This window comes from Pseudomonas sp. URMO17WK12:I12 (genome assembly GCF_000514395.1).
Classification (GTDB): domain Bacteria; phylum Pseudomonadota; class Gammaproteobacteria; order Pseudomonadales; family Pseudomonadaceae; genus Aquipseudomonas; species Aquipseudomonas mucoides.
In genome coordinates, this window is sequence record NZ_AZVV01000005.1 from 349326 (window position 1) to 374598 (window position 25273).

Genomic DNA, 25273 nt, shown 5'->3' on the forward strand with positions numbered 1-25273 from the left:
TCCTGACGCCTAGATTGAGCCGTCGACGGGGATGTAGTATTCGGTGATTCCCTCTCAGACAAGGACGTGCTTGATGATCCACGACATCTTTTCGAAGCGTCAACGCAGACAGCGTGGCGACATACCGGATGTTTTTCAGTACGAAACGATTCCACCCGATCTCAAGAATCAGCTTGTAATGTTGATTGAGCAGACGCTGGGGCATTCCGACAGCCCTAACAGTTTCATGAACTTTCAGGTCTATAGCCGAATTTTAGGCGCCCTTGCCAAAGAGTGGGCGAGACCTGATTTGTTACCAAACAGATTTGAGCGCCGGCCCGAGGGGTTGTTGTTTGATGCCTTTCTGAATGAACCGGACGTTGAACGTTCGCTCGATGTCATTGAGTTGGCATTCCAATGTGCAAATCGCGAAGCGAATAACGTTGAGTATTATGCTGGTCACGATGGTCGATCACATGTCGATTTCTGCATCGAAGAGTTGAATAGTCGATTCAAAGAGCATGGGGTAGGCTACTCGTTCGTGAATGACGAAATCATTCGTGTGGACTCACAAGTTATGCACAGCGAGGTGGTCAAGCCGGTCATTCACTATTTGAGTGTTCCCGGCTTCGAGGGGGCTCAGGAAGAATTCTTTACTGCACACGATCACTATCGGCATGGCTTTTACAAGGAGGCTCTCACCGAGGCCAATAAGGCTTTCGAAAGCACCATGAAGGTTATTTGCGATCAAAAGGGCTGGGTATACAAGAAGAGCGACTCAGCGAAGAAGCTGATTATGATCTGCATCGAGAATGGCCTGTTTCCCGAGTACTATCAAAGCCACCTCGCATCCCTGTCTAACCTGCTGGACAGTAGTGTTCCGGCCATAAGAAACAATGAGGGCAGCCACGGTCAGGGTGGCGCGGTAAAGACTGTTGAACCCCATATCGTGTCCTACACCTTGCACATGGCCGCTTCGGCGATTCTGTTGCTGGTCAATTCAGCTAATAGTATGAATGCCGGGTAACGGCTGTCGACGACGCCGAATACACTGTGTACAGAGAGTCAAAGGAGGGGGCCACGGGGCGCTTAACCCTCCCCTGGTGGCTTAAGATCCAGGCTGCAGGGGGAAATGGTTTGGGCCATTTGAATGTTGATCAAGATGAATCTCGCCTGACGGAGTAAGTGCTTCATACGCAAGACGGAGCTTCGAAGTCGCGAGCGCCGATGAATCACAAGATGGTGAGACCTTCGGCCCGGTACATCCCTGCGCCCCATTGCAGTACTACTTCTTGGCCTTCCCAGTTATCGCGTCAACGTAGATGAGCCCTCTGGTCTGGGCTGCCTTAATCTTGCAGTCGAGCATCTGAGTGAGGGTCAGAAGGCCCTCCAATACGAGGATGAGGTCACCGCCGTCCACGAAGATGGTTTTGAGCGCCTTGCCCGCGATCAGGGACGTTACGACGTGGTCGCTGAAGCCGTGGATCGAAATAAAGAGGCCTCGACCGTACATCTTGCCTTCAACTTTGGCTGCAAACTGGTACACAGCCTCATTGGCAGCAGCTTTGTCTTGCCACTTGGCTTCAATGAGATAGTGCTCGCCCTCGTACTTGATTGCCCCGTCGATCTGTTCGCCATTTTCTCGAAAGGCTTCGGTCACCTCTAGATTTGAGACGCGTGCCAGGTTGTGAAGTATTGCCTCTAGGGCGTAGCCCCTTTTGCTGCCGGTCTGCGATCCTTGAAGCAGCGCGATAAATTGAGCCTTTAGTTCCGGCAAGGTTGTTTTGGTGGAGCGATTTTCGGACTCGCGGCGCTCACGTTCCTTCCGCTGCTCATTGATGTGATGGTCACGGATCTCCTGAAGCTGCTTCAGGTGAGTGATTGCATTCTCGGCATCGCTTCGACTCAGCTTTGCCAGCTTGACGAAGTAGTAGTCGTCGAAGTGCGTCCAATTGATGAGCGACTGCAGCATGGCGCGAAACTGGCCGAGACCGGAATCAGATTTGGTGGCGAGGTGCGTGAACATGGTGTCCACGATGCCCGCGCGTGACATCGTTTTATAGTCCCCCAGCGCTTTGATGTCGGTCGTTGTGCAGCTGTTGTTGATGAAGAAATTAACGATGTCGTCTTTAGGCCACAGCAGCTTCAGGATGCATTGCCGCATAGCCAACTTGATGTCTGATGGGAAGCTCACGGGTCACCTGCTCCTTTCTAAGAATTTGTCCAGTGTAGGCGCAGGAAAGGGGAGCACTACTGTCTTTAGGTCGGCCAGGGCGATGCCGATCAATCCGTCTGTGGAATTTAGCTCCGCACCCATCATCGTGGCATCTGTGAATCTGCTCGCCGCGATGATTTTTGTACGATGGCCATGCACGGACGGCATGCGTGATTCGTTTTTTTCGGGTGGGAAATCGAGTTTTCTGTGGCCGTCCTGAATGGCGCTACGCGGTACACCTCGATGGACTCGATTGAATCAGGCATGCGACCTGGCTAATTGGCAAGCATAATTCCCTGGCCAGGGCGGATGGCTCCAGGAAGCAACCACACGCATTCAATTGAATCGATATACTTCAGATACGACGAAGCCGCCCATAGGGGCGGCTTCGCATGTGCTTGCTGTAGGTATTCGAGTTAGTAACTTTGTAAGTTCCACCCGGTGGACTCTACAATTTCGCCGTTGAGTATTTTTTTTGCACGGCTGGCCAAGGTGACACGGACTTCTTCTCCTGTCGGTTCCCGGCGTTCAGCGGAGTTGGAGCGGGTCGGCTTTCGAACCAGTTTCGCTCGTAGCTCAGTTCTCATCATCAACCTCCGTTGCTTCAGTAATGCCATCTTGGCTGGAATAACTGTCTTCTAATGATGCTAGCATCTTACCCAAATGGTAGCAAATAGGGCGCATGAGCTGCACAAACAGTTCGGCGCGATCTGAGTTCATCAGCATGTTTTCCGCGTTTCTGCTGACGTTCAGCACGCCCATCAGCTTGTCATTATGGAGAATGGGCAAGCTGATTAGCGACCTGGCGTGCTCCAGATTTTGATAGTACTGGGTAATCTTTTCTTCGTAGCGCGGACTGATCTCCCTATTTCTGCGTTTTTCTGCCTCGAACCATTTGGCTAGCGTCGCTTGCAAGTCTGCAATATAGATCGGCTGGCTTGAGGCGGCACATTGTGGAGCACCGGGGAGGTTCGGGTGATGGCGGGAGCATTCATACTCCTGCTTGTAAGTGAAGGGCAGACAAATCTGCTCGACATTCTCATCCGCTTTGTCCGAGTTCAAGGATTCGACGGATAGCTCGACGTCCTGGATGAACAAGATGCCAGAGCACCGCTCTATGGCCACGTCATATGACTGGTTATGGAGAAAAAACTCATATTGGAGAATCCATTTTTCCAAGCTGAAGTGATCCTCGGCAGCGTCTGGAACAGCATTTTCGACACCACCTTTCTTGCCTTCATCGTCAGCCATGGTCTCTTCCAAGGGCAGACCAACCACTGGAGACAGAGCAATTTCGTCACTGGAGAAAATCCGCATGATATTTGCGTGATAAGAGACGAATTTGTTTGAGGCCGAAATGTCATCCCATGTTCTGGCTAAGCTGAGCACGCCCGACATCATGGTTTGCATCCTTTTTATGATCTTCTCCGGGGTCATCGACGACATTTCATTTTTGGTCAGGCGTCTGAGGTTGCCAATATCCTGAAGTGTCTGGACGTAATCATTCATGAATTGGCGAGGTGGGAGGTTGGTCAAGCGACCCTCCATCGCCGTGTTCTCATGCTTGATCAACGCTTGTTTCTCTACAGCCAGCGCCTCTAGCTTTCGTTCCTTGCGAATAGCCATATCAGCCAGTCCCCTCTCGCGGAGCCAGACCATCAGCAAAGCTAAAATTGCTAATAACAGTGCGACGATTGAATGGATATAGGTATCTGGAGGCGTGGCGTTCTCGGGAAGGCTGCCGAGGATCGCCTGGCTTTGCGTGAGGATGGGAGAGCTGCAGATGGAGATGTACCCAGCGCTTAACACTGACACCAGCGTCAGGATGATTGAGCCGGCTGGGTTCGCAAAAAACTTCGAAATCGCAACCCTAGTTCCACTGTCAACGGACATAACCTGAGCTTCCCTTCACTGGATCGACGCCGCAGGCGGAGCAGCGCTTATATGAGTGTGGCCATCATATCGGAATCACGGGCAAGTCACCTAGTGGACGGCACCAGGATTCCAAGTGCAGCATTTCAGTTGTGAGGGGGAATGGAGCGACGGTAATGCCGGCAGGCCATGACGAGAATAGGATCGTCCCCGTGATTGATCACGGACAGTGGGGCGCTCGAATCGGGGAGGGAGTTCGGGGAGAACTCAATTTGACGGTAAAAGTGCGTTTCATGAGGCAGAAACAAAAAGGGCCATCGCGATGGATGGCCCTTTGAACATCAAGCTACCGGATTGATCGGCTTTTCCGGGTACCAGACGTCCAGCAGCGGGCTGACTTCAACGCTGGTCAGCTCGGTGCGGCCTTTCAGCCAGGCTTCAACGGCAGCGCGCTGTTCAGCGCTGACCGAGCCACGCTTCTGCAGGCAAACCAGACCGTAGTCGTCGCCGCCAACATAGCCCAGACCGTTGGCTTCCATGGCTTCTTTCAGGAAAGCGTCGAGGAATGCATCGATTGCCTCGTCAGCCAAGTCTTCCTTGAAGTCCAGGTTCAGCTCGAAGCCCAATTCCTGGAACTCGTCTACACAGAGCTTTTTGCGCAGACGCTGGGAGCGGTTAGTGGCCATTGAAACAATCCTCATAAGTAATAACGCCGCGCATCTTACCAGCTAAGCGACATGCCTGCCTGACAGAGTGAGGCTGTATGTCCAGCGAGTGGGGATAAAGCGACCGACGTACGGACATTTCCATGAGACCTATTTGCGTTAGCGGAGCCTGGGTGTGAAAAGAAGAGTAGGTGTGCCCGAAAAATCGCATGAGAGGCTAAAAAGTCGAGCGCATTCTGCTGTGCCTCAAATGTGGCGCGTTGGCATGAGAGCTGGAGCGGTTACACCGACGCCGTCAGAAAAGACTGCATAGTCTTCTTCCTATAGATATCAGTGGGTGAGGGGGCTACCCGGCTCGGTGTCCAAGGAAGGGTTTCCTCCTTTTCTCTTCGCAGTCGAGCTGGGTTCGTTTCTAGATTGTTGCTATTTGACACGTTAAGCAGGTAGTGGCAAAAAATCTAAAAAGTCGACTAATCTTACTTTTCATACTGTGAGTGATGTCGCTGCCAGAGAGCATTGTCATGGAGAAATTTGAGAAGAGATGTTTGATTATCGGGGCTGTAGGCTCAATATTTGGTATTGCGTGGGGACTCTATATTTACTTTTTTCCAGGCGAGGATGGTAAATCACATGGGTCTATGAACTCTTCTCAGAGCATTGCGAACTCAACTCTTTCAGGGCATCAGTCGCAACAAGCCATTTCAGGAGCCGGCCCAGCGATAGCCACGGGCTCGGGTAATGTAACAATAATAAACTCTTCATCACCATCATTCTCGATGCCGGTCATTCGGGGGTACTACACGCTTTGCCCGGGATCTCCTGCGCGCGGAACGAGTCCGAAATGGGGAGAGTTTCTTAAAGATGTTTATGAAAACATGCAAAGGGTAGTTTTTGTTGATGTCCAGGTGTATTTGCTATGTGACGAGGGAACTTCGAATGTGGAGAATGAAAAGACTTTTCCTCGGTTTGAAATGAAAGACGGGGTTTCGTATGGGTTTGGTGGTGAGTTCTATACGATGCTAAGTCCCAGCGATCAAAAAAAATATGTTGATATGCTAGCCGACGGCGTCACAAATATAAGGGTGCACAAGGATAGGCAGGGTAACAATCCGTATACAAATTTTGTTACTTCTGAAGGCATGATTGATATCATATACGGGCCATTTCAAATTAAGGTTAGTGAGCAAGATACAATAGTTGATATGGATCTTTATGCTCCGGTGCTGGACTCCGCTATGCAGAACGAAGTAAGTCGTATAGTGAAGGCCAATAGATAGAGGGTTAGTTTGTTGGTGTTTGGTGGCGTGTTTGGTGGGTCTTTTTATTTTGTAAGTTGAGTGGAGTTGAGTTTACTGTTGGTGGATGAACTGTATCTGGAGAGAGTGCGGTTGTTTGGTCTGCGGGTAAAACTTATGGTTTATCTGCACTGTTATATTTCAAGTCGGGAAAATCAATAATATTCTGCAAGAACAAGGTTTGCCAACCCTGCTCGTGTCTCATCATATGTTGAATGGGTTACCGTATAAAATGGGAAAGCTACGAAAGTCGGCCAAGAAGATGAGAGTATCACCGATTGGTATCGATACCTCTCGAACAGTTATTTCAAAGCGGCTAAAGAGAGCGCCTGATATGTGATATGTCAGATTCGTTCCAATGGGGGCAGCAGTGATAATGCTCCATGGACGATCGTTGCGACGTGTCTTCGCTGATCGGTAATACCAAGCCGGTATCCCCTGCGTTCAGCGAGCGCAAGGGCAAGCTTAATATCGTTTTCCTCCAGTGCTTTTTCTAATTGGTTTTGCGCGATCTAGCTGTGTTGTTGGAATAACTCCTTTTCCGCGGCGAGAACCGCATCAGATTCGCTTCGGTGGGCTGCAAAGCCTGGAAGCCCATCGAGGGTGTAGACCCACTCGTCCTCCTCATAGTGCTTGTAGTCCTGTCGCGCTCCCGGCTCTTCGTGGTGCATGCAAGTCAGGCGATCCCCATCATCACCATCATCCAGAAGTCTTCCTATCTTGATAAACGGTAGCAGGGGGGCTTTATCTGTTCCATTCTCGATTCCATCGTACGTTGATGGGTGACTAGACCTTTTATAGTTTGCTTAAGGAGCAAGCAGAGAGGCAAGCGAGGATGAGAAAAAATAGGAGAACAGACAAAGAATGGCAAAAAGAAACCACAAAAATATTGGAAAAAAATGCGCTCTATTTTTGATGCAATCGGACTATGGTTTTGATGTAAATACCTTGGCATCTGATTTGTCATGGAATAACTCCATGAGTACACATAGGTGTGCGTCTATTTACTAGGTGCTCTCACGAAGTGCATGAGCTTTGCCTAGCAGAATTAGTTGCTTGTTGCAATGGGTTGTGATTTATGTTATCTGAAATAAGTTGCAATTAAAGTTGCAGTAAGTTTCCATTTTTCCCTTTGACTTTGATAAGCTCCGTTCGCGCCCTGGCAGTTAGGTCAGGGGCCGCTGGCTGAATAGTTTGGTCAGTGTATCTAAGACGTAAGCAAAACCTAATTGGTGATCTTATGGCAAAAACTTTCTTGAACGGAGTACAACACGGTGGGCATGAACGATTACGAACTTAAGCAACTCGAACAACTGATTCGCGGGTTTCACGAGGCTAAAACGCTTCCTGTGAAGGTAGTTTCTGGTGGTTCCGAGGCTTGTCGAGTGCAACACCAGAAATATCCAAATGCGCATTATTTTGGATGCCCCACGGAACCTGAAGAGTTAGGGCGTTTCAACGACCCCTGGAAGGTTTTCCGGGTGTGGTACGGAGCGGAGCATCCCAGCGGTGCGTTGGCTGAGACCTTTGGGCGGTTGCGCTTGCCCGGGCATAAAGGGCTTGACACTTTTATCAGTTTGGAGGATCTCGAAACGCGCAATATGTGCAAAGTAGAGATGGTGAGAGATCTGCGGCTCTTGGATCTTAAGGCCTGTCTTTCAAAGTTGAACCGCACTCTGGATGAGGTGACTGGCGAAAATTACGATCTCACGCAAGCAATTGTGGGTATCGTGGCTCGTTTGGAACCGAACGCTTTTGACGGTATTGCGTACGAATCACGGCATTACTCGGACGGGCGCATGTGCTACGCGCTTTGGGTGGCACCGGGTCAGGAGCCTACGGTTTCGACGGTGAGCATGACAGGGCTTTCGGACTTCGAGCATCACGGCGAAACTCCGGACTACTTTGATGGGGATGTGATGGATACCGAAGAAATCCTGACAGAAATGTTGGGGTATAAGGTGGTTGCTCCATAAGCTTCAAATATTCAGGCAGCGCCCCGGCTTTGGGTGCGCTGTTTTTTAGCTTGGCGTGCCGGTCATAAAGAGTGCTGCTTCGCGCCTAATGGCTTCTAATTGCTTCTCAGTCGCTCCATTTTTTAGAAGAGCGTACGGCAATTCATATCTTCCATTCTCTACGGCAATAGGGTTGAGGAAGAAAGTACATATGGTTTCTGCGCCTGTTACGTTTAATAGTCCTAAAATTTCTTCTAAATGAGGTAGCTTTTCATTGTCTAAAAATTGAAACGCCGGGAAATAATTATCGTGGCCCACCTGGAATGCGATGAGTTTTTTCTTGGATAGGTGATTGCTTACGCTCTGCCGGCTGATTCCCAGCGCATCAGTAACGCCCTTGCTTTTAAGCACGCCTCCGAACTCTTTGAGTCTTTCAAAGAACTCAATTTTTGATACAGCTCTACGACTAATTTTTCTAGTTTCTCTTGTGTTGAGTGATGCAAATAATCCGCCGCTGATAGCTAATGAGCGAAGCAGCTCTGCATCAGTAAGAGAATGTATGTCCTCGATTGTCTTTTCTTCTTTCCAGTGATCTACCACCAAGCTGATGAGTTTGAGGAGGCGCACGGGAATTCCACTTGCGCCGGCAATGTTATCAAGGGCCTCGAGGCGAGACTCGGCGCTTTCGAGGGGCTGGTTGGTCGATTTCGTGGGGCTCATGGTGCGCCTCTTGATGTGATTGACGATTTACATTAAGTCTAATTTTGTAAATTGTCAACGTAACGAGCGTCCGCAAGATAGGAGAAAGGTCGATGGGAGCCTGGCGATAAGCAAGACTTAGACATTGATGAGGCCGGGGAGGGAGAGTCTCAAACGTCGGGAAAAGGAGGGTAGGTTTTGGCTTGCGAGCACCTTAGGAGGCCTCGATGATCTTCGTTGCTACACCTACGTCAACGATCTCAGTGAGGGCCTCATGAAAAAAATCCGCCGAATCAAAATTTTGTTGGGTGCGTACCCTTCAAGATGGCAGTACCTGGCTACCTGCGTACTCTGCCTCTACGCATTCTGGCAAATATGCTTTGGGACTCCACAATTGGCTGCGCTCTTGAATGCCAGTGGTCTGAGTATCACCACGTCTCAAGTATTTTTGGGGGGGATGGGGGTCTACGGCTTTGCATTGGGCAAAATGCGGTACATCAATCGTCGCTTTCACCTTCGCCATGAACGGGAGGTTGCCCGGTTCAATTCGTTGTCCCTCATTCGCATCGGCATGTTGTCGAATGGAGTAGCCACCCCCGCGGATTTGCAGGCGGTGAATGGCGAGAGGAGGGAAATCTCTGCCAGGCTGGGATATCTGGTTGAACAGGAGAGTACCTATGCGAAGCTTGATCTATTTGCCCGAATCCTTCGTTTAGCACGCCGATTCTTCAATCTCTTCTGAAGGAGAGACGATCGTCACAATCAGTGGCGATCGGTTTCGCGTAGCAATTCAGTCATCCTTCTGCTAATTCAAGGCATGCCCAGCGTGGAGCCCTCACTGAGTAACTCAGTGTTAGGCTTGTGCAGAGCCGGAACCGACTTAGCCTACCCTTCACTTTTCGACCCTGCCGTAGTGGCAGGAGAGAGTAAGGGTGCACTAGGTACGCCCGATTTCCTGGCGCGACTCGTAGCGGTGCTGCGAGTTTCGATTTGAAGGCGCCATACGTCCAAGGCCTGAATGTCAGAGAGCAGCTCATCAGGCTCCGGTACCGCTACGTCACCTGCCATTGCCTTGTCATGAGCATAATTGGAACACTTGCCCATCCCAGCAGTTACCTGCAGGTAGTCATTGTCATCAACGATGACTTCGGACAGTCGTTGAGTTTCAACACCCTTGCGAAAGCGTAGGACGACGCGTCGTAAAAGCACCTCTTCGACTGCACGTTCCCATGCCATTCGAAGGAGGAAGTATGCCTCGACGGTTTGTCTACGGTGCTCGTCCTCTTCACCCAGTCTGAATAGCTTTGCAATGTGCTGATGCCGAGCTTTCAAAAATGCGATGCGCCCAGTCGTATTTTTGCCCTCAAAAGGAAGCTCCGGTGTTGCGACACCGTAACCTTCTGAGCGTTGAGCGATGCTTTGGGTCAACGCGGTGACGCCGGCTGTATCTGCTTGCTCCGCCAGAACGCACAGAAAGTAGATGTCGTGGGTGAAAACGACTACCTGTCTGCGCGCGGCTTCTTTTACTAGCCTTGCTGCGACACGCTCGCGACGCCGGTGATCCAGGGAGGAAACCGGGTCATCAAAGATGATTCCCCCTGTGCTTTCACTCAGTCCTACCTCGGCCAGAAATGACGCCAGCGCAATGGCTCTCTGTTCACCTTCACTGAGCAGGTCTTTGGGACTTCGACTCTGTGGTAGTTCCAGCTTGAGCTTGTGCAACATTTTTCCGCGCCCTGACCGGCTCTGAAGGGTAACCTGAAGGCCTCCTACACCTAGCGCTTTGAACTCAGCATTCAATGCATCCTGGAGCGACGTGGATATCACGGTCTCTCCAATCTGGGTGGCTTTGGTCGAGATGGAATTTGTCCTAAGCGCAGTGATGCACTTTGCCAAAATGGCCACATGGGTCATCCGGGCGATGGAATTTACGACTGCATCTTTCACCTTGCTCAGTAACACGCGCGCTTCCAACTCAGCGTACGTTTGTTGAAGTTGAATTCTGGCCACCTCATCGGACGCTTGCTCAAGGTTGAGGGCGTGTTCATTGAGTTGGTTTGCCAGTGCCTGCAATGCAACTGACGGGCTTTTGGGGGGAAGGGGAATGTTCGTCCAGTTGTTGGATTTTACGGCGGCGACTATTTGGTCACGGCGCTCACCTAGTACTCGCTCAAACTCCCGACAATCCGTAGCGACCTTTGGGGCTAGCGTGTGAATTTCCCCCCATGTGGCTTCGTCCAGCCCGATATTCACATCCAGCGTCGTAATCGGTGTGTACTTCCCAACCATATCTTTGCGGCGGGCTTGAGATGTCTTTTCAGCTTCCTGTTGGATGAATTCCTCAAAGCGAGCTAACCGCGCAGCACCTTCATTGAGTGTTTCTTGGCACAGTGGGCATGGACTGTCCGGATCGAGAGATGCGAAGTCCTGGCCAGGGTGGGACTCGAGCGCAAATTTGCGGGCGGCGTCGAAAAGCTCTCGCCACGCATCACCACCAGTTCCTGGTAGCAGGTTTTGTTGCTCTTTGAATTTATTTGCGGCGAGTTCGGCCGCCGACTTTGCTGCTATGTAGTCCTCGACCGACTGCTTGAGGGCCTTCTCAACGTTCTGGTCGATCAGTGGCGACCTGTTCAGTGCGTTGCCAGCAACCACGGATATCCGTTGAGCCAGGCGTCTGAGCTGGTTGGCTTTTTCTTTAGGATTATTCTCCTGAAGACTTTTGCCGATGGTTGTGTGTTGGGTTAGCTCCTCATCTGTAAGGGTGCCAAGTGTTACAACAGTGTTTGAGTAGGTCTTGGCAGAAAGGGCAGCGATCATCCTTCCAACCGCCGTCTGCCCATGCATCGGTGAGTAGGCGGAGAGATCTACGGAGTGCTCTCTCTGCTCCTGTTCAATCGCTGTTTTCAACTTTTGCTGCAATGCAGCGAGTCGTTCAAAAACATCCAACCCATGGGGCACATAGGAGTAATCGGCTTCGTTGACGAGGTATGCATTTGCGCAACGAGAATCAAATATTGAAAGGCTTGAAAGCTCTGCTGGAGCGGGCTGGTTATCAGTCCACAGCACATCGCTGCTGGTACCATTTACGCTGATGCTGAAGGTGGCCCTGGCATTCGCATCCGCTGGAAGGGGGTGGTTGGCATTGGGGTAGATGGTTTCTGTCTGATCCCGTGCTCGACATGCCCGTTTCAGTACCCGGGAGTACCCTGATTTACCGGAACCATTGCCCCCGTAGATTACAGTCAGCCCTTGGGGCGAAAATTCCAGGCTGTGTTCCGGTGCGATCGCGTTGACGTTCACCAGGTTTTTCACTGCATGCAGTTCGATGTGTGTAGTTGGTTTTATTGCAGCAGGAATTTGATCCTCACTCAGCGGCGAGGCTATACGTCCTTCCGGGTCAGTGATTCCGTGCGCTGATTTGAGCAGGGCGAGCACATCCTCGAAATCCTGTTGAGTCAGCGTCTCCTGTCCCAGCAAGCGCCTCACACAGTCCCCTTGCCAGGCTGACAGGCCTTTCGACCACATCAAAACTTCCTGCAGAACTGACATGAAGCCTCCTTTTTCGTACGAGTGCATCCAGCTCTAAGTCGCTGACTTCGCCTAATCTTCGATGTACGCGACTAGCGGGTTTGCGGGGGAGGGCTTCGCGACACGCGTTCACATCCTGATCCGCATGGCTTGTGAGTCTAGCTGGCCAAGATGATGTCGCGTTGCGAATTCAGGGGTTACGCAGCAGCCTGTTAACGCTGGTAGATGAAGGGTATGAAGCAGATTTATTTAAACATCCTTGTCGCGCCCCCGAATCAAGTCGTGGTCAGGGACAATCATCTGTCCGACCAAGCCACCTTCTCGTTGTGCCAATCCATTTTCGTGTTGAGTAATTGCGAGGGCGAGCATCTGAATGGCTGATCTGGCCACACGCAGGGCGCGCAACACGTCCTGGGTAAACTGCTCGCGATGATGGTGCTCGACTTCAGGTGCTTGTCTGCTGGAAGCTGGATCACCAAGATCATGAAGTACCACGAAGCGGTGCGTGCCGGAGTTACGCAGATCTTTTTGTGGACGAAGGATGCCTTCTTCGCCGGCGTAGTCTTCGGCGAGCTCCACAAGGCCGTAGAGGGCTTTGGCGCCTTTGCGAATGACCGTCTCGACTTTAGTGGAGAGCGGGCGTACGCCCGTCAATTTATCTTTGGCTCCCCGCCATAACGTACCGAAGGAAACGCTGGTGGGAGACTGACCTAGTTCAAAGTAGTGATTCGCCGTTACCGCGACCTTGTCGAGCAGGTCAATGGCCGTTCGGTGAGCAACTATGAGTGCAGAGGTATCCGGGCCGTAGGTGGCAAAGTCGAGTGTGTCTGAGAATCGGCCTGTCTTCGGCCAAACGCTTTCGTCGACAGCTCGCCATGCCAGATCACGGGCAAGAATAAAGTCGCTCTTGAGCATGTTGAACATGGCGAAAAGAGGTGGTGGCGTTGCCGCTGCGCCAGGCTCGCGTTCCAATACTGCGGGGAGCATGAGCCAGTCCAGCTTGCCCAATGTTGGGTCGACGAGTTCGACAGCTGGAGCAAGCGTTAGTCGTTCAGTTTCCATCCATGTGATGAACGGATCAGTGTGGGGTGATCGCGGTGGTGGATCTCCGAGCTTTTTAGCGAACGCTGCGATTTCCTTTGCTGCCTGCGCACCTGCATATTCGACAATTCGATCCTCATTTCTATGCGCGATTTTAGCTAGCATGATGGCTTCAATGCGCGTCAGATCTGAGCATCCTCCTTGGTCAAAAAGCCACAGCAAATCACGGGCCGCGCGATATGCGGCAACCCCGTTTTCGGGGTCGATTTCAAGTGCAGTAAGCCTTGCATCATGGGCTTCGCCCAGCCGTAAACTATTGCTGAACTGGTTCGCGAGATTCGTCCAGGCCTGTGTTCTCAGCGATGGCTCAGCATCAACATCTTGACCAACCTTCCAGAAACACCGGCGCGCTTGCGCACGGTACTCTCGATTACGCTCCTGATGATCCAGCCAACTGGAATTCCCCTGCAGATGCCCAGCCGCCGCGACGAGCGCATTTGCCAAGTTGTAGGTCACATTGGTGGTTGGATGCAAAGTGTGAAGCTCTTGGAATAAAGTGAGACCTTCTTCAATTGCATCCTGCTGTTGGGTCATCGCACCTCCATCCACGAGAATGCTCGCCCGTAGATTCAACCAATTGAGTCGCTCAGGTGTATCAAGATCGATCTCTCGAGCCTGTGAGATTGCGAGAGCAGGATCGGTATTCAACAAGTGATCGAGATGCGCGTGCAGCTCGTTGTAACGGCTAAGCATTGATGGCATGGGACGGCTCTCGAGTCATGGGGGCGATTTGCATCATCACCGACGAACCATAGCTCACAATGATGCCCAGTCCCGCCCCTTGAGAACGGCCCTGGATCATCAGTGGGCCCAATGCGTGAGCGATTGACTGGCAATGAGCCACCGCCGTAGGCTAAGGCTCAGGTTTCAACGACCAGGGAAGGCCATGATTGAGTTTGTCTGCAAACACTGCCAACAAAGCATTCGCTTGAGCAACAACAAGGCCGGTATCACTGGTCGATGCCCCCACTGCAAGCACCCGGTGACGGTTCCGGCTGCCAGTGAACACCCGTTGCATGACGATGTTTTCATCGAGCTCGAGCCTGCGCAGTCCCTAGTTTTTCAATCCTCCACGAGTAATGGAAGTGCAGATCTAGGATCAAGATCCGTCGCCCTCGCAAGTAAAGTTGGTGCCTGGTTTTTTGGCCTGCTTTTCCTTGGGTTGTTCCTTACAAGTGTCTGGCGTTTTCCATTGGTGTCGCTGCCGGCACTGGCAGGTGCGTCATTGCTCATCCCCCCTATATACCAGCGTGTTCGGTCTATCTTTGGGTTCGATGTAGGTCTTCAGTTAAAGGTCATCGGTTCGGGAGCGCTGTTCATCTGCTACATGATGATGTTCGCCTCTGCCACGTCGAATGAATCGGCCGAGCGCAGCAAGCTTGCGCAACAACAGGCCGAGCAACAGCGTCAAGCCGAGCGTGAGCAGACCGCTCAATACCTCAAGTCAAACAAAGCTGCGATTCAGGCCGAGGCGAACGCTTTTATTGAGCAGGGCAAGGTTGCCGAGGCGCTGAACGTTGTACGCAAGTATCAAGGTCTTGGAGACGCCGATATCGATGCAGTCGCAGTGAAGGTGGAACTCAAGAATAAGACCATGGCCGATGAAGCCAAAAAGACCAAGCTCGTCGAGAGCCTTGGCTCTATCAAAGATGACGATATCTCTGGGCGAGCCAGGATTTACGAGCAACTGGTCGCTTTGGCTCCCGACAATGCCGGGTACAAAAAACAGCTGACGGAGCTCAATACTAAGATCACGCAGGCAGCTACCAAGAAAAAAGCAGAGGAAGAGGCGGCCGCACTCAAAGCCCATCAACGGCAGATGGGACTGGTGTGGCGCTACGGCACACACAACGATGAAATGACCCAGAAAGAGGTGCTGACAGCGGAGGTCGACTCGACCAATACCCTGTCCTTCGGTTTTTCTTATTCAGGTGCACAACGGGCTACGCTTGAATTACGAAAACATCCTCGGTGGGGATCGGACGTTATTCTTCAGATTGAGCGGGGACAGTTTCTATGCAGCAGCTATGATGGTTGCAGCGTGAGCGTTCGTTTTGGAGATGGAAAGCCTCAACGTTTTTCTGCCAGTGAGCCGAGTGATAACAGCACGACGTACCTCTTCATTTCCGACTACAGCAAATTTATGAGTCAGCTGCGTAAGGTCGACGAAGTGGTCATCGAGGCGAGCTTCTACCAGGCGGGTAATCAGGCGCTGAAGTTCTCCACGGCAGACTTGGACTGGAAGTAAACCAAGTCTGAAAAATTGTCATCCCACGAGTGATCCAAATCTAAGTGGGGCTCTGCCGCACTAAGGGCGAGGGAATCAGGTGAGGGCGTCAGCCGATTTATAGCGGTGGCGTGGCAGAGGAATAGAGCGTATTTCGGCTTCATTCCATGAAATATTTGAAGTGCCATGTTACAGGACGTGGCTGACGCCCTGCGCCTATGCAATGACCAGTCGATTCAAATGAAGATTTCAGTATGCGGAAGAATCCGCAGCCCCGCCCAACCTCGCAATCCCCTGCTTGATGTGCCCGGCGTTCTCACCAATCCTTTCAAGTGCCCCGCGCGCATTCTCACAAGCATCTGATGATCCGCGTTGCTCCTCCAGAAGGACGAGCTCCATCAGCGCAGCTTCGATCGCCAGTTGGTTTTCATACATTCTTGCGAGTACGTCAGGGAGGGAATATTGCTCAGCCATAACTCGACTCCGTTCGGATGGAGAGCAAAGCATAGCAGCGGTTCAGTATTGGCTTTGAATGACCGTTGAACAAAAGTAAGACGGGGGCAAATAAAAGCAAAAATGCTCAGTCCGAACGATGCCAATGACGCTGAACCGTGGTCTTTGCCATCCCCAGCTTCCTCGCGATCTCAGCCTGCGAAAACCCTTGCTCTTTGAGTGCTTGAACTTCCTCTCGCATTTTTGCTGCAGCGGTAATGCGAGGGTGAGGCGTCTCTTCAATTTCCAGCGGAATCGAATCCTGCAGTAGCGCCATATCCTGAAGATCCTTTTCCGCGATTTTCAGGACATCGCCGGCGCTCAGTGCGTCTTGTGCACTACACACCAATGCCATGAGGGCAACAGGGCTAAGCTCCAGAACTCTGGCAAGTTCAATGATGGCTTCAAGGCTGGGGGAGGTCATTTCATTTTCGATGCGGCTTACATGCGACTGAGTGACCTTTTTGCTTAGCTCATGCTGTGTGAGGCCACGCTTTGTTCGCAAAAGCTTCAGTGCTACGGCGAATGCGGTGCGCACAGACATTTTTTCCGTTCCGTTAAAACAGATCTGTATGCCGTGATTGCCATGATCCACTCAAATGTATATATTCATACGAGTGGATCTGCCGGCTCGTTCGCGGATCGGGAGTCGGCGAGAGATTCGTCTCGCCCCTTCATTCGCTCCATCAATTTAGCTGTAAATCGAGATCGGGATACAGATGAAGCTTTACGTGCTTTCAGATCTGCACAACGAGTTTTCTCCGTTCGAGCCTGTGCCCGGGGACTACGACCTTGTTGTGCTGGTGGGTGATATTGATGTCAAGGCGAGAGGAGTGAGGTGGGCCAATGAGGTCTTTGCGCGCCCGGTGATTTGCGTGTGCGGTAACCACGAATTTTATGGCGGGCATATCGATTCAACGCTGCAAAAAATGAAGGAGCAAGCTCTGCAGCACGTCCACGTTTTAGAAAACGAGACCTTTGTTTGGAATCAAACGCGGTTCCTTTGCGCAACGGGCTGGACTGACTTTTCGTCCAGCGGGAACGTCGTTGTAGCCACCCAAACCGCATGGGATTGGATGAATGATTTTCGAGTCATTCGGACTGGAGAAACATATCGCCGGCTGCGCCCGTCCGACCTCATCAGTCGAAACCACGCGTCGTTCGCTTGGCTCTCCAAGAAGCTCGATGAGCCATTCGATGGCAAAACTGTAGTCGTTACGCATCACGCACCCATCCCCGAAGTAATGGGTGACAAACATGAGGGGCATTTGAGTGCTGCTTACTCAAACCGTTGGCACGAGCTTCTGGACAAAGCGGATCTTTGGATTTTTGGACATACCCACCATTCAATCGACGTCATGTTCGGGCGATGCCGTGTGGTCTCAAATTCTCGGGGTTATCCAGGTGAACAAACGGGTTTCGATCCAGGCCTGGTAATCAGCCTTTCTTGAGTTCACTGAAATGGCCGTCAACTTAAGGCTTCTATCAAAATGCTCACGGTTTTTGACGCTCACACCGTTCAAGCGGTTGCTCCAAATGTGCTGTGCAAGTGCAGCCAGTGGCAGCGCGGCGAACACGCGGGAGAGGCACGTGCACACAAAAAATTGCTCCATGAAGTCTCTGGTTCAGCGCTCAGGTGTAACCCCAGTATGAATGATTTTCCACTGAGCGTTCCGGCTGCTGTAGCAGCGGCGATGGCGATCGATTTCGGGATGTCTGTCACGGCTTATCTGGTGGCCGCCGTAGATACCCCTCCGATACTGATGGGAACGGTGTTTGGCGATACGAAGGGGCGATTTAGGGAAGGCGCCAGTATCAGAACATCAAGGATACAAACGGCGTTCTTCATCGAGGGCTACTCGTTGTTCAAAACTGTCGGAGGGAGTTTATACGTTGTAGTGAGTTGGGTGCCGCCCGGAAACAACGTTTACATGAATCGTGTTTACCACTGATCGATCAGTAGGGGATTCGTTTCTGGATGGACGTTGAACCTTTTACATTGCGGTGAAAACTTCGCAGGAAAATTAATATCTGCTTGGACTATCGAAAGAACGAGCAGATAAGGGTGGTATTGAGAAATATGGCTGTTACAGATGTTGAACTGCTAGGTGAATTGCTATTCGGATCAGCACGAGTCCTGGGTGGCTCAAGGCTTGAAGACAATATGTTGATCGAACTGGCCACTGCTACCTTCACAGAAAAACCATTTTGCATCGTTAGACAGTGGCTGCTGTTGGATGTCATGCTCCCGGAATCTCAAGAACGGGAAATCAAAGCGCAAGGCCTTGAGGCAACCGTTTTGTATGCGCAAGCAGTGGTGTTCGACAGTGACAACAAATTCCAGCCGGGCGATAGTGTTCTCAGCGATTTTCAGAGCGACTTTGAAGAATGCGTTTTTGAAAGCAAAGATACCCTTTACATCTTAGCCGGCCGTGGTGCCCGCAAGCATGCCAGCTTGCCTGCGGTCAAAGCATTGGGGGGGATTGAACATCCGTTATCCTTCTTCTGGAAAACGAGTGTCAACTGATGCGCTGTTTTTTTGAGGCTCTGAGCCTTCAGTAGCTTGAATTTTGAGTTTATTCAGAAGCTCTTGGGGCTGCTCATCAAAGACGAGTTCTCCAGTATCTGCTAATAAGTAAATTCGAGTCTTCCGTCCAATATCCATCCCTAATCGACAATAGTTGAAGCAAAATGCTTCGGAACAAATGAGTGATTCTACTGGTGTAGCGATGGGGATATAACCAATGAATACAACTGTGTCTTGTTCTGCAGGGTGTGTGTTTAAATGAAATACCGCAAAAGAATCCTTATGTCCTTCGTCGGTCGATAGCTGAACTTCCCAATCACAATGCTTGTTCAGCGTTTTGTTGTACTGCTTAATGTATTCCGCAGATTTGTAGTTCATGGCGCGCTCCTTATCATTGTTGTAAGTTGATTATAAAAATGGAGCAATGACGTTCGCAAACCTCTTTTTCGAAGTTTTAACAACCCGGTTGTGAAACGAGAAAGCACATGAGTGTGCCTGGTGTTGAAGCGTGACGTGCTTTAAAAAAACTGATGTGAATAAACGAGTAGCGATAGCAGCACTGCATGAGAGTTTGTCAATGCTCGCTTCGTAATTTATCGGGGAACTGGGGGAAACTCCCTATTTGGGCGCAATGCCTGGCTCACTCTTAGATTGAGTCAGAAACATTGAGCGAAAAACTATTCCTAGCCGTCCAGCGTACCTAACCCCCCTCCAGAAACGCTGGGGACTCATATTGATCAATGCATAGGGAGGCTTCGGTAATTCGTCGAGACGTATGGAATCCATCACCCTTCAAATTCACTCGGATGGCCACTGGCACGACGCACTGGTGGTCAGCTTCGATTCGCCTAAAGATAGCCTGCGCAGCCGGTGCATCACTCACTACCTGCCCGACTATCTTGCGAATCAGTATATTCAGCTGGGTACGGTTAAAGCGCCGACTGTCAGTGCGAATCTCCCTCTGGAATGGGATATTCGGCGAGAGCTCGCCCCAGCTTTTCTGCACGACATCATCCCGGCTGGTGCTGCGCGCCGGCACATATTGTCTAGAGCGGTAGTACCGCCAGGGACGTCGACTGACCTCTTTCTGCTGCAGCAATTCGCTGCTGCTCCCATTGGACACATGCGGGTAAAAAGCTCGGGCGAAACGCTGTATTCCACAAGCAAAATGACTGGTGGGTCTACGCGAGTAGAGGTTGTTCAGGAAGGTATGGGCTTTCTCGACCAAGCCAGGAAGTCGGGATGGCCAATAATCGGCGCGCTCGGGGCCGGGGGCGTAGCTCAAAAGATGCTGCTGGTCGAGGACGCCTCGGGGCGGCTTCATCCCGAGGGAGCGGTACGCGACGCAGATGTGTGTCGACACTGGTTCGTTAAGTTCCCGCGTAACAAAGCAACCAAATTAGATCGAGACATCCTGCATTCCGAATACTGCTTTTACCGCGCGCTGGGCCAGTTGGGGGTCGACACGATCTCCGCCGAGGGGCTGGCATACGAAGCGGCGAAGGTGCCCAGTATTTGGATGCAAAGATTCGATCGAAAAGTCTCTCCGGGCGGGATTGAGCGTATCGCAGTAGAGTCAATGTACTCGCTCTGTGGCGTCACTAATTCGGTTGTCCGTATGGATCACATCGATGTCGTGGGTCAGCTAGCGAAAACATGGATAGCCGCAGACCAAGAATCTGAAATACCGGGCATGATTAGCGAGTACCTGCGCCGGGATTTGATAAATCTGGTCGCCGGGAACAACGACAATCATGGTGGGAACCTCTCGATCCTCCGGAGTAAAGAGCGAGTGAGCTTTGCACCTATTTACGACCTTGCTCCCATGGTGCTGGATGTGGAAGGAATTGTGCGGAGCACTCGGTGGCCAACAGCAATGGAACGATTAGGGTCGGTCGATTGGGCGGCTGTTTGTGCTCACTTTGCTCATTGGGCAGATCCCGAATGGCTGCTCGATCGCTTGCGGGCAGATGCCTGGTTGTTGCTGTCGTTGCCGGATTTGCTACTTGATCTAGGGCTACCGCAGCAAGCTTGGCGCTCACCGCTGATTCCGCTCAGGTGTCTTGAAGATACGTTTCGCAGGTGGAAGTTGATGGATTGATCCAATTCCAGGTAAGCGCCGCATTTCCCTCTAATCATCTTCTGCCTGCACGAAACTCTCGCGCAATGCTGGATCAAGGGCTCCCAATCGTTTGTGTTCAAATCAAACTCAATCAATCTTGCCGCTCCCTCTATGCGCCGCAAGGTGTTGCATATCTCGTGTCCAACATCGAAGAAATCGACGCCAGTCGCTTGCATAACTTCCTTGCGGCAGCCGTGAAGAAAGAGCGCTCGCTGCTTCGAATCGCGCGTGCCACGGCTGTGGGATGTGCTGGTCAAGCACGATAACGAAAAGGTGGCCATCGCTTCCCTTGAATGGGGTGTCCGGGACGCGTTCGCGTAACTCATCAATCGACATCGAACAGGCCGCACCTATTGGGTTTTCCAAATCTTGGTGATCGATGTCGTCAAGCTCGGCAAGGAGTGGTTTTGCTTCTTCAGCACCAGGACCTAATCGTTCGAGCGCCCAGAGTATCCTGCGTCGTTGGTTCTCGCGCAGGCATAAAGTCTTCAGGTCGATACCCATGATTGCTTCCTTAGCACGGTATACGTAGATAAGTTCGCGGTTCGTGTTGCCTACGCTATCAGCATCAGGACAATTGGGCACACCGAATTTTACTGGATGGACGCGCGCGTGAAGCGAGCATTGCAGCTTTGAATCAATTATTGGTAGTTGCGCAGATTACCCACTCGTTTCCTCAGGGTTCGGATGCTTTTCATTTGAGGTAGCGAACGTGGCGCGGGTGTGAATCGGTCAATGACTCAGCCTGCTCCCGCATCGGATCGTCATAACGTCTAGGCTAGGAAGACTTGGCAGCAGCCTTCTTCCTGATCACCTTTCTCGAAGCGCTTATCCATGGAAGACACGCCAGAATCAAAAATTCCAGCCGATGACTCCTCCGAAGACATGGTGACAAGAGAGTCGTTGTACGAACAAGCCTGGTCGATGCCAATGACCAAAATCGGGGAGCGATATGGTGTTTCTTCCAGCTACCTGGCTCGGATCTATTCCAGCCTGAATGTACCCCGACCGCCGGTGGGGTATTGGGCTCAGGTTGCGGCGGGCAAAGGAAAACCTCGCCCACCTCTGCCAACGGCGTTGCCAGGCACTCTCATTGCCTGGAGCCGAAATGGCGCACATCTCAAGGTTTCACAGAGCCTACCGAAAGCACCCCGGAAGCTGGGTCGGCCAAAAATAGGATCAATATGGCGCTACCTCGGACACACCCATTGTTGCTGGGTATCGAAGAGTGTTTCCTGAAGGTGAGGGAAAGCGCGGTATGACAGCTGTGACGAAACTTACCTGCTTCGCATTTTGAGAGCCCAAATGGCTATTGCACTGCGTGGATAGTGCCAAATTGCCTCCGCTGAAAATTGATGGTCTACTTTTGCTCTTAACCGTCGGTCTGCCTGCGCATGCATGCACCCTTCGGAGCGTCGGACTGCCAATGAGCAGCACTAGGGATAGTTCAAGAAGAAGCCAACCATGAGCAATCAAGTATTACTGCGATTTCTGAACGCAGGCCTTCTCAACCTCAACGGTGATGACGCGAAGCTCGAAAAACTTCAAGAGGCAGCGGGCGATCTTGCGGCAAGCCTTAAAAAGACACCGGGAAAGACTGCCTCATTTGCCCTAATCGCTTTTGATCCACAGGCACCGGCCGACGATCCCGTTGTAATGGAGGCTATCGCTACGCTTCAGAAGCGTTGGGCAACCTATGTAAACACTTTCGCAGGAACGCCCCTCACTGTAATCCGGGCGATTTTGCTCGAAGCGCTCGTGCAGGCAGCTGAGGACGAAAAGGTCGGCGTGGCTTTTACGGCGTCCGCGCGTAATGCGTTGCCCTTTATGGAGGCAGCCAACGAACAGGCAATTTGGTCAGACGTTGTTATCGAAATCGAGCGACGGGTTGACGCCCGAGCAGAGTTGGAGTGGGCTACCCCTGAGTCGATTCAAGCTCCAGCGATGGCGGTGGTGGCTCCCTCGCCAATTGAGCTGCCCCCTGTGTCAGCAAGCATTGATAACGATGCGTTGGCGAAGAACCTCCAAGCCGCCGCCGGTCCGAATTCGGATGCAGGCGCTACTAATGGCAATCCATATCCTTCCCCTCACTCCCAGAATCAGCAATGGGTTACCGAGTTCGGAACACGAGCAGCGACTGCCATCTCACAGGCTTTTGGAGCCGCAATCGAAGAATCCCAAGTCGGGACCATTGACCTGTCCGAGCCGCTGTCACAGCTATCAAAGACAGTCGCAACATACGTCGGGAATACACTCAAGGCTGTGAGCGCTGCGACCGCAGGTCTGCAGCGTCGCACCAACCTGATCTGGTGGAAAGAAACTCTTTATTCTCCTTCCACTCTCGCTAGCTATCGCGGAATGCCCGCTTCAACGGCGGCAGCCTTGATGGCATTTGACCTTCACCAGCAGGTGCCAAGCTTTTCTCCCGCTAGTGTTACCGCCTTCCTCCACGAAACAGTACTAAGTCTGCCTGCCGTTGATCCAGCAGAGCGACTGCCGATACGTGATCTTCTGAGCGAAGCAGTAACGTCACAAACGTTGATTTTCTTGCGCGAAGTTGCGACGCAGTTGGTTCCGCACAGCAGCGGACGAGGGCCAATACTCGGGCTCCTTGGAGCAGGCCAGGGGCAGCCATTGCTCGATGATGAAAGTTTCCGCATGAAAGTCGGCGTTCCAGCCGGGACTCTGCTGACCCTGCCTGAATGGGCAGGATGGCTTTTCAGAGAGCTTCAGGCTGCTCAGGCTACGCAGGACGCCACCAAGTTGAAGCGACGAGGAAGTAAACCCGAATGACTTCGTGCTCGCGTTCTACTTGCTTCGCTCCCGAGAGCTCTTGCGACTTGGGCCATTTGGACCGTGCCAAATGTTCGGCTTGGAAAAAAGAAGGTGGTGCAGGGACAGAACAGGATGAGGTGGCAGCGGACGAGTTGCTGCTGCCTTGGTCGGGAAGCGCCCTCGGTCTCGCTGATCTCGGATTCGTTACAGGACGACACAAACCTTTAATGGTGGGAGTTATTGGTCCCCAAAACGCTGGGAAAACCACATTGCTCGCCGCCTGGTATCTACTCATCTCCCGAGGCCTGACTAGTTCTGAGGCGCGAAGTTTTGCAGGTTCCTATTCGTTTGCTGGCTGGGAAGCTGTGGCGAGCGCGCTTCGTTGGAGTCCTGGCCTACAACCGAACTTTCCCCCGCACACAACCAGTCGAGGGGGACGGGCTCCCGGACTGTTACATCTTGATTTCAGAAACACTGATGGGGAGGCTCGAGGATACCTGTTCGCTGATGCTCCCGGCGAGTGGTTTCAAAAATGGGCCGTCAATAGAGAAGCAATTGACGGTGAAGGTGCGCGCTGGGTAGCAGAGCACGCTGACGCGTTTCTTTTGATTGCCGATCGTGCAGCGCTGTCTGGGCCTAACATGGGGGCCGCCCGTAATTCTCTTCAATTGCTTGCCCGTCGCTTGTCGGCAGAGAGCGCCAAGCGCCCCGTGGCTCTCGTCTGGACCAAATCAGATATCGCTATCGCGCCTGAGATGGAAACGGCCGTTCGCGAGACGGTGCTCAACCTCATGCCTGATGCACGCGAGTTTTCAGTAAGCATCAATCCCGGAGCTGAAAGTGGCTCAGATTCTGGGCAAGGTCTTAATGATCTCCTTGACTGGACTCTCAGTATTCGGCGCGGTTGTATCTTCTTGCCCCCTACGCAGGCCTCGGTCTCGGACCCACTATTCATGTTTGGAGCAAGATAATCATGAATACCGACAACAGTTCGATTCTGCTTATTGGTGAGTCAGGTGTAGGCAAAACGCATTACGGCGCGCAACTTCTTAAACGCCTGATGAAAGGCGATGGTATGTTGCGCATGGACGGTGCGGCAACCAATCTAGAGCCATTTGAAGCCGCGATGGAGAGCCTAAACGAAGGCATGTCCGCCGATCACACGCCTACAAGTATCTACGTCGACAGCATTTGGCCGATAGCCGATACGCAAAATCGAAAGGCAGAACTTGTCTGGCCGGATTACGGTGGTGAACAGATCAAAGCCATGTCCTCGACACGTCGCATTCCGGCAGTTTGGCGCTCCAGGGTTGTTAGCACCCCGGCTTGGCTTCTCCTCGTTCGTCTTCAGCAAACTCGGGCGAGCGATGACATTTTCTCTCGGCCATTGCACGAGATCAGTGGGAGTAGCGGTGAAAACCGTGAGGTTCAAGTCTCCGACCAAGCGCGGTTGATCGAGTTGCTCCAGATGCTTATTTACATCAGGGGGGCGATTAGCACATCTCCCCTCGAGAGTCCTCGTTTATGCATCCTTCTAAGCTGCTGGGACGAGCTGGGTTCCGTGGCGCAGGATGAGCGGCCGGCCGTCATCTTGAAACAACGGCTGCCTATGTTTGCCAGTTTCCTCACGAGTACTTGGGTGGAGCCGATTGTGCTCGGCTTGTCCGCCTTGGAGCGAACGCTTACCAGTAGCGACCGTGATATGGAATACGCTGCTCGGGGCCCGGAGCAATTTGGATACATAGTGCTCCCAGACGGGGGGCGCTCCACAGACCTCACGTTACCGATCCAGCAGCTGTTGGCTAATTCTGTATGAAAAGG

Annotated in this window: 22 protein-coding genes; 12 read left to right on the forward strand and 10 right to left on the reverse strand. The window is 52.0% G+C overall.

The annotated features are described in order from the left end of the window. Positions 1-73: 73 nt before the first annotated feature. A complete protein-coding gene (locus tag D882_RS0107010) occupies positions 74-1006 on the forward strand; it encodes an STM4504/CBY_0614 family protein (RefSeq protein WP_027922571.1) in 933 nt (310 codons plus the stop codon). Positions 1007-1264: 258 nt separating this feature from the next. Here D882_RS0107010 and D882_RS0107015 read toward each other — a convergent pair whose 3' ends face one another. The 3 genes from D882_RS0107015 to D882_RS0107035 all read right to left on the reverse strand — a co-directional run bounded on the left by D882_RS0107015 (position 1265) and on the right by D882_RS0107035 (position 4752). Further along, complete coding sequence (locus D882_RS0107015; protein ID WP_027922572.1) at positions 1265-2173, reverse strand: restriction endonuclease; 909 nt, start codon at positions 2171-2173, stop codon at positions 1265-1267. A 597-nt stretch (positions 2174-2770) separates the two neighbouring features. Further along, positions 2771-4087 carry a GAF domain-containing protein gene (locus D882_RS0107025; RefSeq protein ID WP_027922574.1) on the reverse strand — a complete coding sequence of 439 codons (1317 nt, stop codon included), beginning with the start codon at positions 4085-4087 and terminating at the stop codon, positions 2771-2773. Between the two features lie 320 nt (positions 4088-4407). Beyond that, positions 4408-4752 carry a YggL family protein gene (locus D882_RS0107035; protein ID WP_007971486.1) on the reverse strand — a complete coding sequence of 115 codons (345 nt, stop codon included), beginning with the start codon at positions 4750-4752 and terminating at the stop codon, positions 4408-4410. Between the two features lie 500 nt (positions 4753-5252). Between D882_RS0107035 and D882_RS1000000132620 the strand changes: the two genes are divergently transcribed. Both D882_RS1000000132620 and D882_RS0107050 read left to right on the forward strand, forming a co-directional pair. Beyond that, a complete protein-coding gene (locus tag D882_RS1000000132620; RefSeq protein ID WP_155953704.1) occupies positions 5253-6008 on the forward strand; it encodes a hypothetical protein in 756 nt (251 codons plus the stop codon). 1298 nt (positions 6009-7306) lie between these two features. Continuing rightward, a complete protein-coding gene (locus D882_RS0107050; protein WP_027922576.1) occupies positions 7307-8002 on the forward strand; it encodes an RES family NAD+ phosphorylase in 696 nt (231 codons plus the stop codon). Between the two features lie 45 nt (positions 8003-8047). Here the strand turns inward: D882_RS0107050 and D882_RS0107055 are convergent, their stop codons facing one another. Then, the gene (locus D882_RS0107055) at positions 8048-8701 is read right to left on the reverse strand and encodes a hypothetical protein (protein ID WP_027922577.1); all 654 of its coding nucleotides are present in this window, start codon (positions 8699-8701) and stop codon (positions 8048-8050) included. 253 nt (positions 8702-8954) lie between these two features. Between D882_RS0107055 and D882_RS0107060 the strand changes: the two genes are divergently transcribed. Beyond that, a complete protein-coding gene (locus D882_RS0107060) occupies positions 8955-9422 on the forward strand; it encodes a hypothetical protein (RefSeq protein WP_155953705.1) in 468 nt (155 codons plus the stop codon). Positions 9423-9565: 143 nt separating this feature from the next. On the opposite strand, the gene D882_RS01000000130855 is transcribed toward D882_RS0107060, so the two are convergent. Both D882_RS01000000130855 and D882_RS0107070 read right to left on the reverse strand, forming a co-directional pair. Beyond that, a complete protein-coding gene (locus D882_RS01000000130855) occupies positions 9566-12229 on the reverse strand; it encodes an AAA family ATPase (protein ID WP_050590151.1) in 2664 nt (887 codons plus the stop codon). A 228-nt stretch (positions 12230-12457) separates the two neighbouring features. Next, entirely contained in the window at positions 12458-14011 is a 1554-nt protein-coding gene (locus D882_RS0107070) for an LA2681 family HEPN domain-containing protein (RefSeq protein WP_027922579.1), read from the reverse strand. Between the two features lie 184 nt (positions 14012-14195). On the opposite strand from D882_RS0107070, the gene D882_RS0107075 reads away from it, so the two are divergent. Continuing rightward, positions 14196-15557, forward strand: coding sequence for a hypothetical protein (locus D882_RS0107075; protein ID WP_027922580.1), 1362 nt, complete (start codon positions 14196-14198; stop codon positions 15555-15557). Between the two features lie 228 nt (positions 15558-15785). On the opposite strand, the gene D882_RS0107080 is transcribed toward D882_RS0107075, so the two are convergent. After that, on the reverse strand, positions 15786-16010 hold the full coding sequence (locus tag D882_RS0107080) for a hypothetical protein (protein ID WP_027922581.1): 225 nt from the start codon (positions 16008-16010) through the stop codon (positions 15786-15788). 106 nt (positions 16011-16116) lie between these two features. Continuing rightward, on the reverse strand, positions 16117-16572 hold the full coding sequence (locus tag D882_RS0107085) for a helix-turn-helix domain-containing protein (RefSeq protein ID WP_027922582.1): 456 nt from the start codon (positions 16570-16572) through the stop codon (positions 16117-16119). Positions 16573-16747: 175 nt separating this feature from the next. Here D882_RS0107085 and D882_RS0107090 point away from each other — a divergent pair, with 175 nt between their 5' ends. The 3 genes from D882_RS0107090 (at position 16748) to D882_RS0107100 (ending at position 18555) form a co-directional block, all read left to right on the forward strand. Further along, entirely contained in the window at positions 16748-17479 is a 732-nt protein-coding gene (locus D882_RS0107090; protein WP_027922583.1) for a metallophosphoesterase, read from the forward strand. Between the two features lie 198 nt (positions 17480-17677). Beyond that, complete coding sequence (locus D882_RS01000000130860) at positions 17678-17980, forward strand: hypothetical protein (protein ID WP_050590158.1); 303 nt, start codon at positions 17678-17680, stop codon at positions 17978-17980. Between the two features lie 128 nt (positions 17981-18108). Then, positions 18109-18555: a hypothetical protein gene (locus tag D882_RS0107100; RefSeq protein WP_032833449.1), complete on the forward strand. Its 447-nt coding sequence runs from the start codon at positions 18109-18111 to the stop codon at positions 18553-18555. Here D882_RS0107100 and D882_RS1000000131885 read toward each other — a convergent pair. Further along, the gene (locus D882_RS1000000131885; RefSeq protein WP_081743917.1) at positions 18523-18933 is read right to left on the reverse strand and encodes a hypothetical protein; all 411 of its coding nucleotides are present in this window, start codon (positions 18931-18933) and stop codon (positions 18523-18525) included. The genes D882_RS0107100 and D882_RS1000000131885 overlap by 33 nt on opposite strands. Positions 18934-19330: 397 nt before the next feature. Here D882_RS1000000131885 and D882_RS0107105 point away from each other — a divergent pair, with 397 nt between their 5' ends. Further along, positions 19331-20656, forward strand: a complete 1326-nt coding sequence (locus D882_RS0107105; RefSeq protein WP_027922585.1) for a HipA domain-containing protein — start codon at positions 19331-19333, stop codon at positions 20654-20656. A 108-nt stretch (positions 20657-20764) separates the two neighbouring features. On the opposite strand, the gene D882_RS0107110 is transcribed toward D882_RS0107105, so the two are convergent. Beyond that, entirely contained in the window at positions 20765-21181 is a 417-nt protein-coding gene (locus tag D882_RS0107110) for a hypothetical protein (RefSeq protein ID WP_027922586.1), read from the reverse strand. 960 nt (positions 21182-22141) lie between these two features. On the opposite strand from D882_RS0107110, the gene D882_RS0107115 reads away from it, so the two are divergent. From D882_RS0107115 to D882_RS0107125, 3 genes are read left to right on the forward strand one after another with little or no spacing between them, the layout of a single operon-like run. Beyond that, positions 22142-23470, forward strand: a complete 1329-nt coding sequence (locus D882_RS0107115; RefSeq protein ID WP_027922587.1) for a GTPase-associated system all-helical protein GASH — start codon at positions 22142-22144, stop codon at positions 23468-23470. 47 nt (positions 23471-23517) lie between these two features. Next, positions 23518-24423, forward strand: a complete 906-nt coding sequence (locus D882_RS0107120) for a hypothetical protein (RefSeq protein WP_256218320.1) — start codon at positions 23518-23520, stop codon at positions 24421-24423. Between the two features lie 2 nt (positions 24424-24425). Further along, positions 24426-25268 (forward strand): hypothetical protein, encoded by an 843-nt coding sequence (locus D882_RS0107125; protein WP_027922589.1) that lies wholly within the window; start codon positions 24426-24428, stop codon positions 25266-25268. Positions 25269-25273 lie beyond the last annotated feature (5 nt).

What these genes read in the sequence shown, in the direction of transcription:
- D882_RS0107090 (WP_027922583.1), top strand. Translation starts at nt 16,748, where the DNA reads ATGAAGCTTTACGTGCTTTCAGATCTGCACAACGAGTTTTCTCCGTTC.
- D882_RS0107075 (WP_027922580.1), top strand. Translation starts at nt 14,196, where the DNA reads ATGATTGAGTTTGTCTGCAAACACTGCCAACAAAGCATTCGCTTGAGC.
- D882_RS0107080 (WP_027922581.1), bottom strand. Translation starts at nt 16,010, where the DNA reads ATGGCTGAGCAATATTCCCTCCCTGACGTACTCGCAAGAATGTATGAA.
- D882_RS01000000130860 (WP_050590158.1), top strand. Translation starts at nt 17,678, where the DNA reads ATGAATGATTTTCCACTGAGCGTTCCGGCTGCTGTAGCAGCGGCGATG.
- D882_RS0107070 (WP_027922579.1), bottom strand. Translation starts at nt 14,011, where the DNA reads ATGCCATCAATGCTTAGCCGTTACAACGAGCTGCACGCGCATCTCGAT.
- D882_RS0107125 (WP_027922589.1), top strand. Translation starts at nt 24,426, where the DNA reads ATGAATACCGACAACAGTTCGATTCTGCTTATTGGTGAGTCAGGTGTA.
- D882_RS0107050 (WP_027922576.1), top strand. Translation starts at nt 7,307, where the DNA reads ATGAACGATTACGAACTTAAGCAACTCGAACAACTGATTCGCGGGTTT.
- D882_RS0107060 (WP_155953705.1), top strand. Translation starts at nt 8,955, where the DNA reads ATGAAAAAAATCCGCCGAATCAAAATTTTGTTGGGTGCGTACCCTTCA.
- D882_RS0107025 (WP_027922574.1), bottom strand. Translation starts at nt 4,087, where the DNA reads ATGTCCGTTGACAGTGGAACTAGGGTTGCGATTTCGAAGTTTTTTGCG.
- D882_RS1000000131885 (WP_081743917.1), bottom strand. Translation starts at nt 18,933, where the DNA reads ATGAACTACAAATCTGCGGAATACATTAAGCAGTACAACAAAACGCTG.
- D882_RS01000000130855 (WP_050590151.1), bottom strand. Translation starts at nt 12,229, where the DNA reads ATGTCAGTTCTGCAGGAAGTTTTGATGTGGTCGAAAGGCCTGTCAGCC.
- D882_RS0107010 (WP_027922571.1), top strand. Translation starts at nt 74, where the DNA reads ATGATCCACGACATCTTTTCGAAGCGTCAACGCAGACAGCGTGGCGAC.
- D882_RS0107115 (WP_027922587.1), top strand. Translation starts at nt 22,142, where the DNA reads ATGAGCAATCAAGTATTACTGCGATTTCTGAACGCAGGCCTTCTCAAC.
- D882_RS0107085 (WP_027922582.1), bottom strand. Translation starts at nt 16,572, where the DNA reads ATGTCTGTGCGCACCGCATTCGCCGTAGCACTGAAGCTTTTGCGAACA.
- D882_RS0107035 (WP_007971486.1), bottom strand. Translation starts at nt 4,752, where the DNA reads ATGGCCACTAACCGCTCCCAGCGTCTGCGCAAAAAGCTCTGTGTAGAC.
- D882_RS1000000132620 (WP_155953704.1), top strand. Translation starts at nt 5,253, where the DNA reads ATGGAGAAATTTGAGAAGAGATGTTTGATTATCGGGGCTGTAGGCTCA.
- D882_RS0107100 (WP_032833449.1), top strand. Translation starts at nt 18,109, where the DNA reads ATGGCTGTTACAGATGTTGAACTGCTAGGTGAATTGCTATTCGGATCA.
- D882_RS0107105 (WP_027922585.1), top strand. Translation starts at nt 19,331, where the DNA reads ATGGAATCCATCACCCTTCAAATTCACTCGGATGGCCACTGGCACGAC.
- D882_RS0107055 (WP_027922577.1), bottom strand. Translation starts at nt 8,701, where the DNA reads ATGAGCCCCACGAAATCGACCAACCAGCCCCTCGAAAGCGCCGAGTCT.
- D882_RS0107110 (WP_027922586.1), bottom strand. Translation starts at nt 21,181, where the DNA reads ATGGGTATCGACCTGAAGACTTTATGCCTGCGCGAGAACCAACGACGC.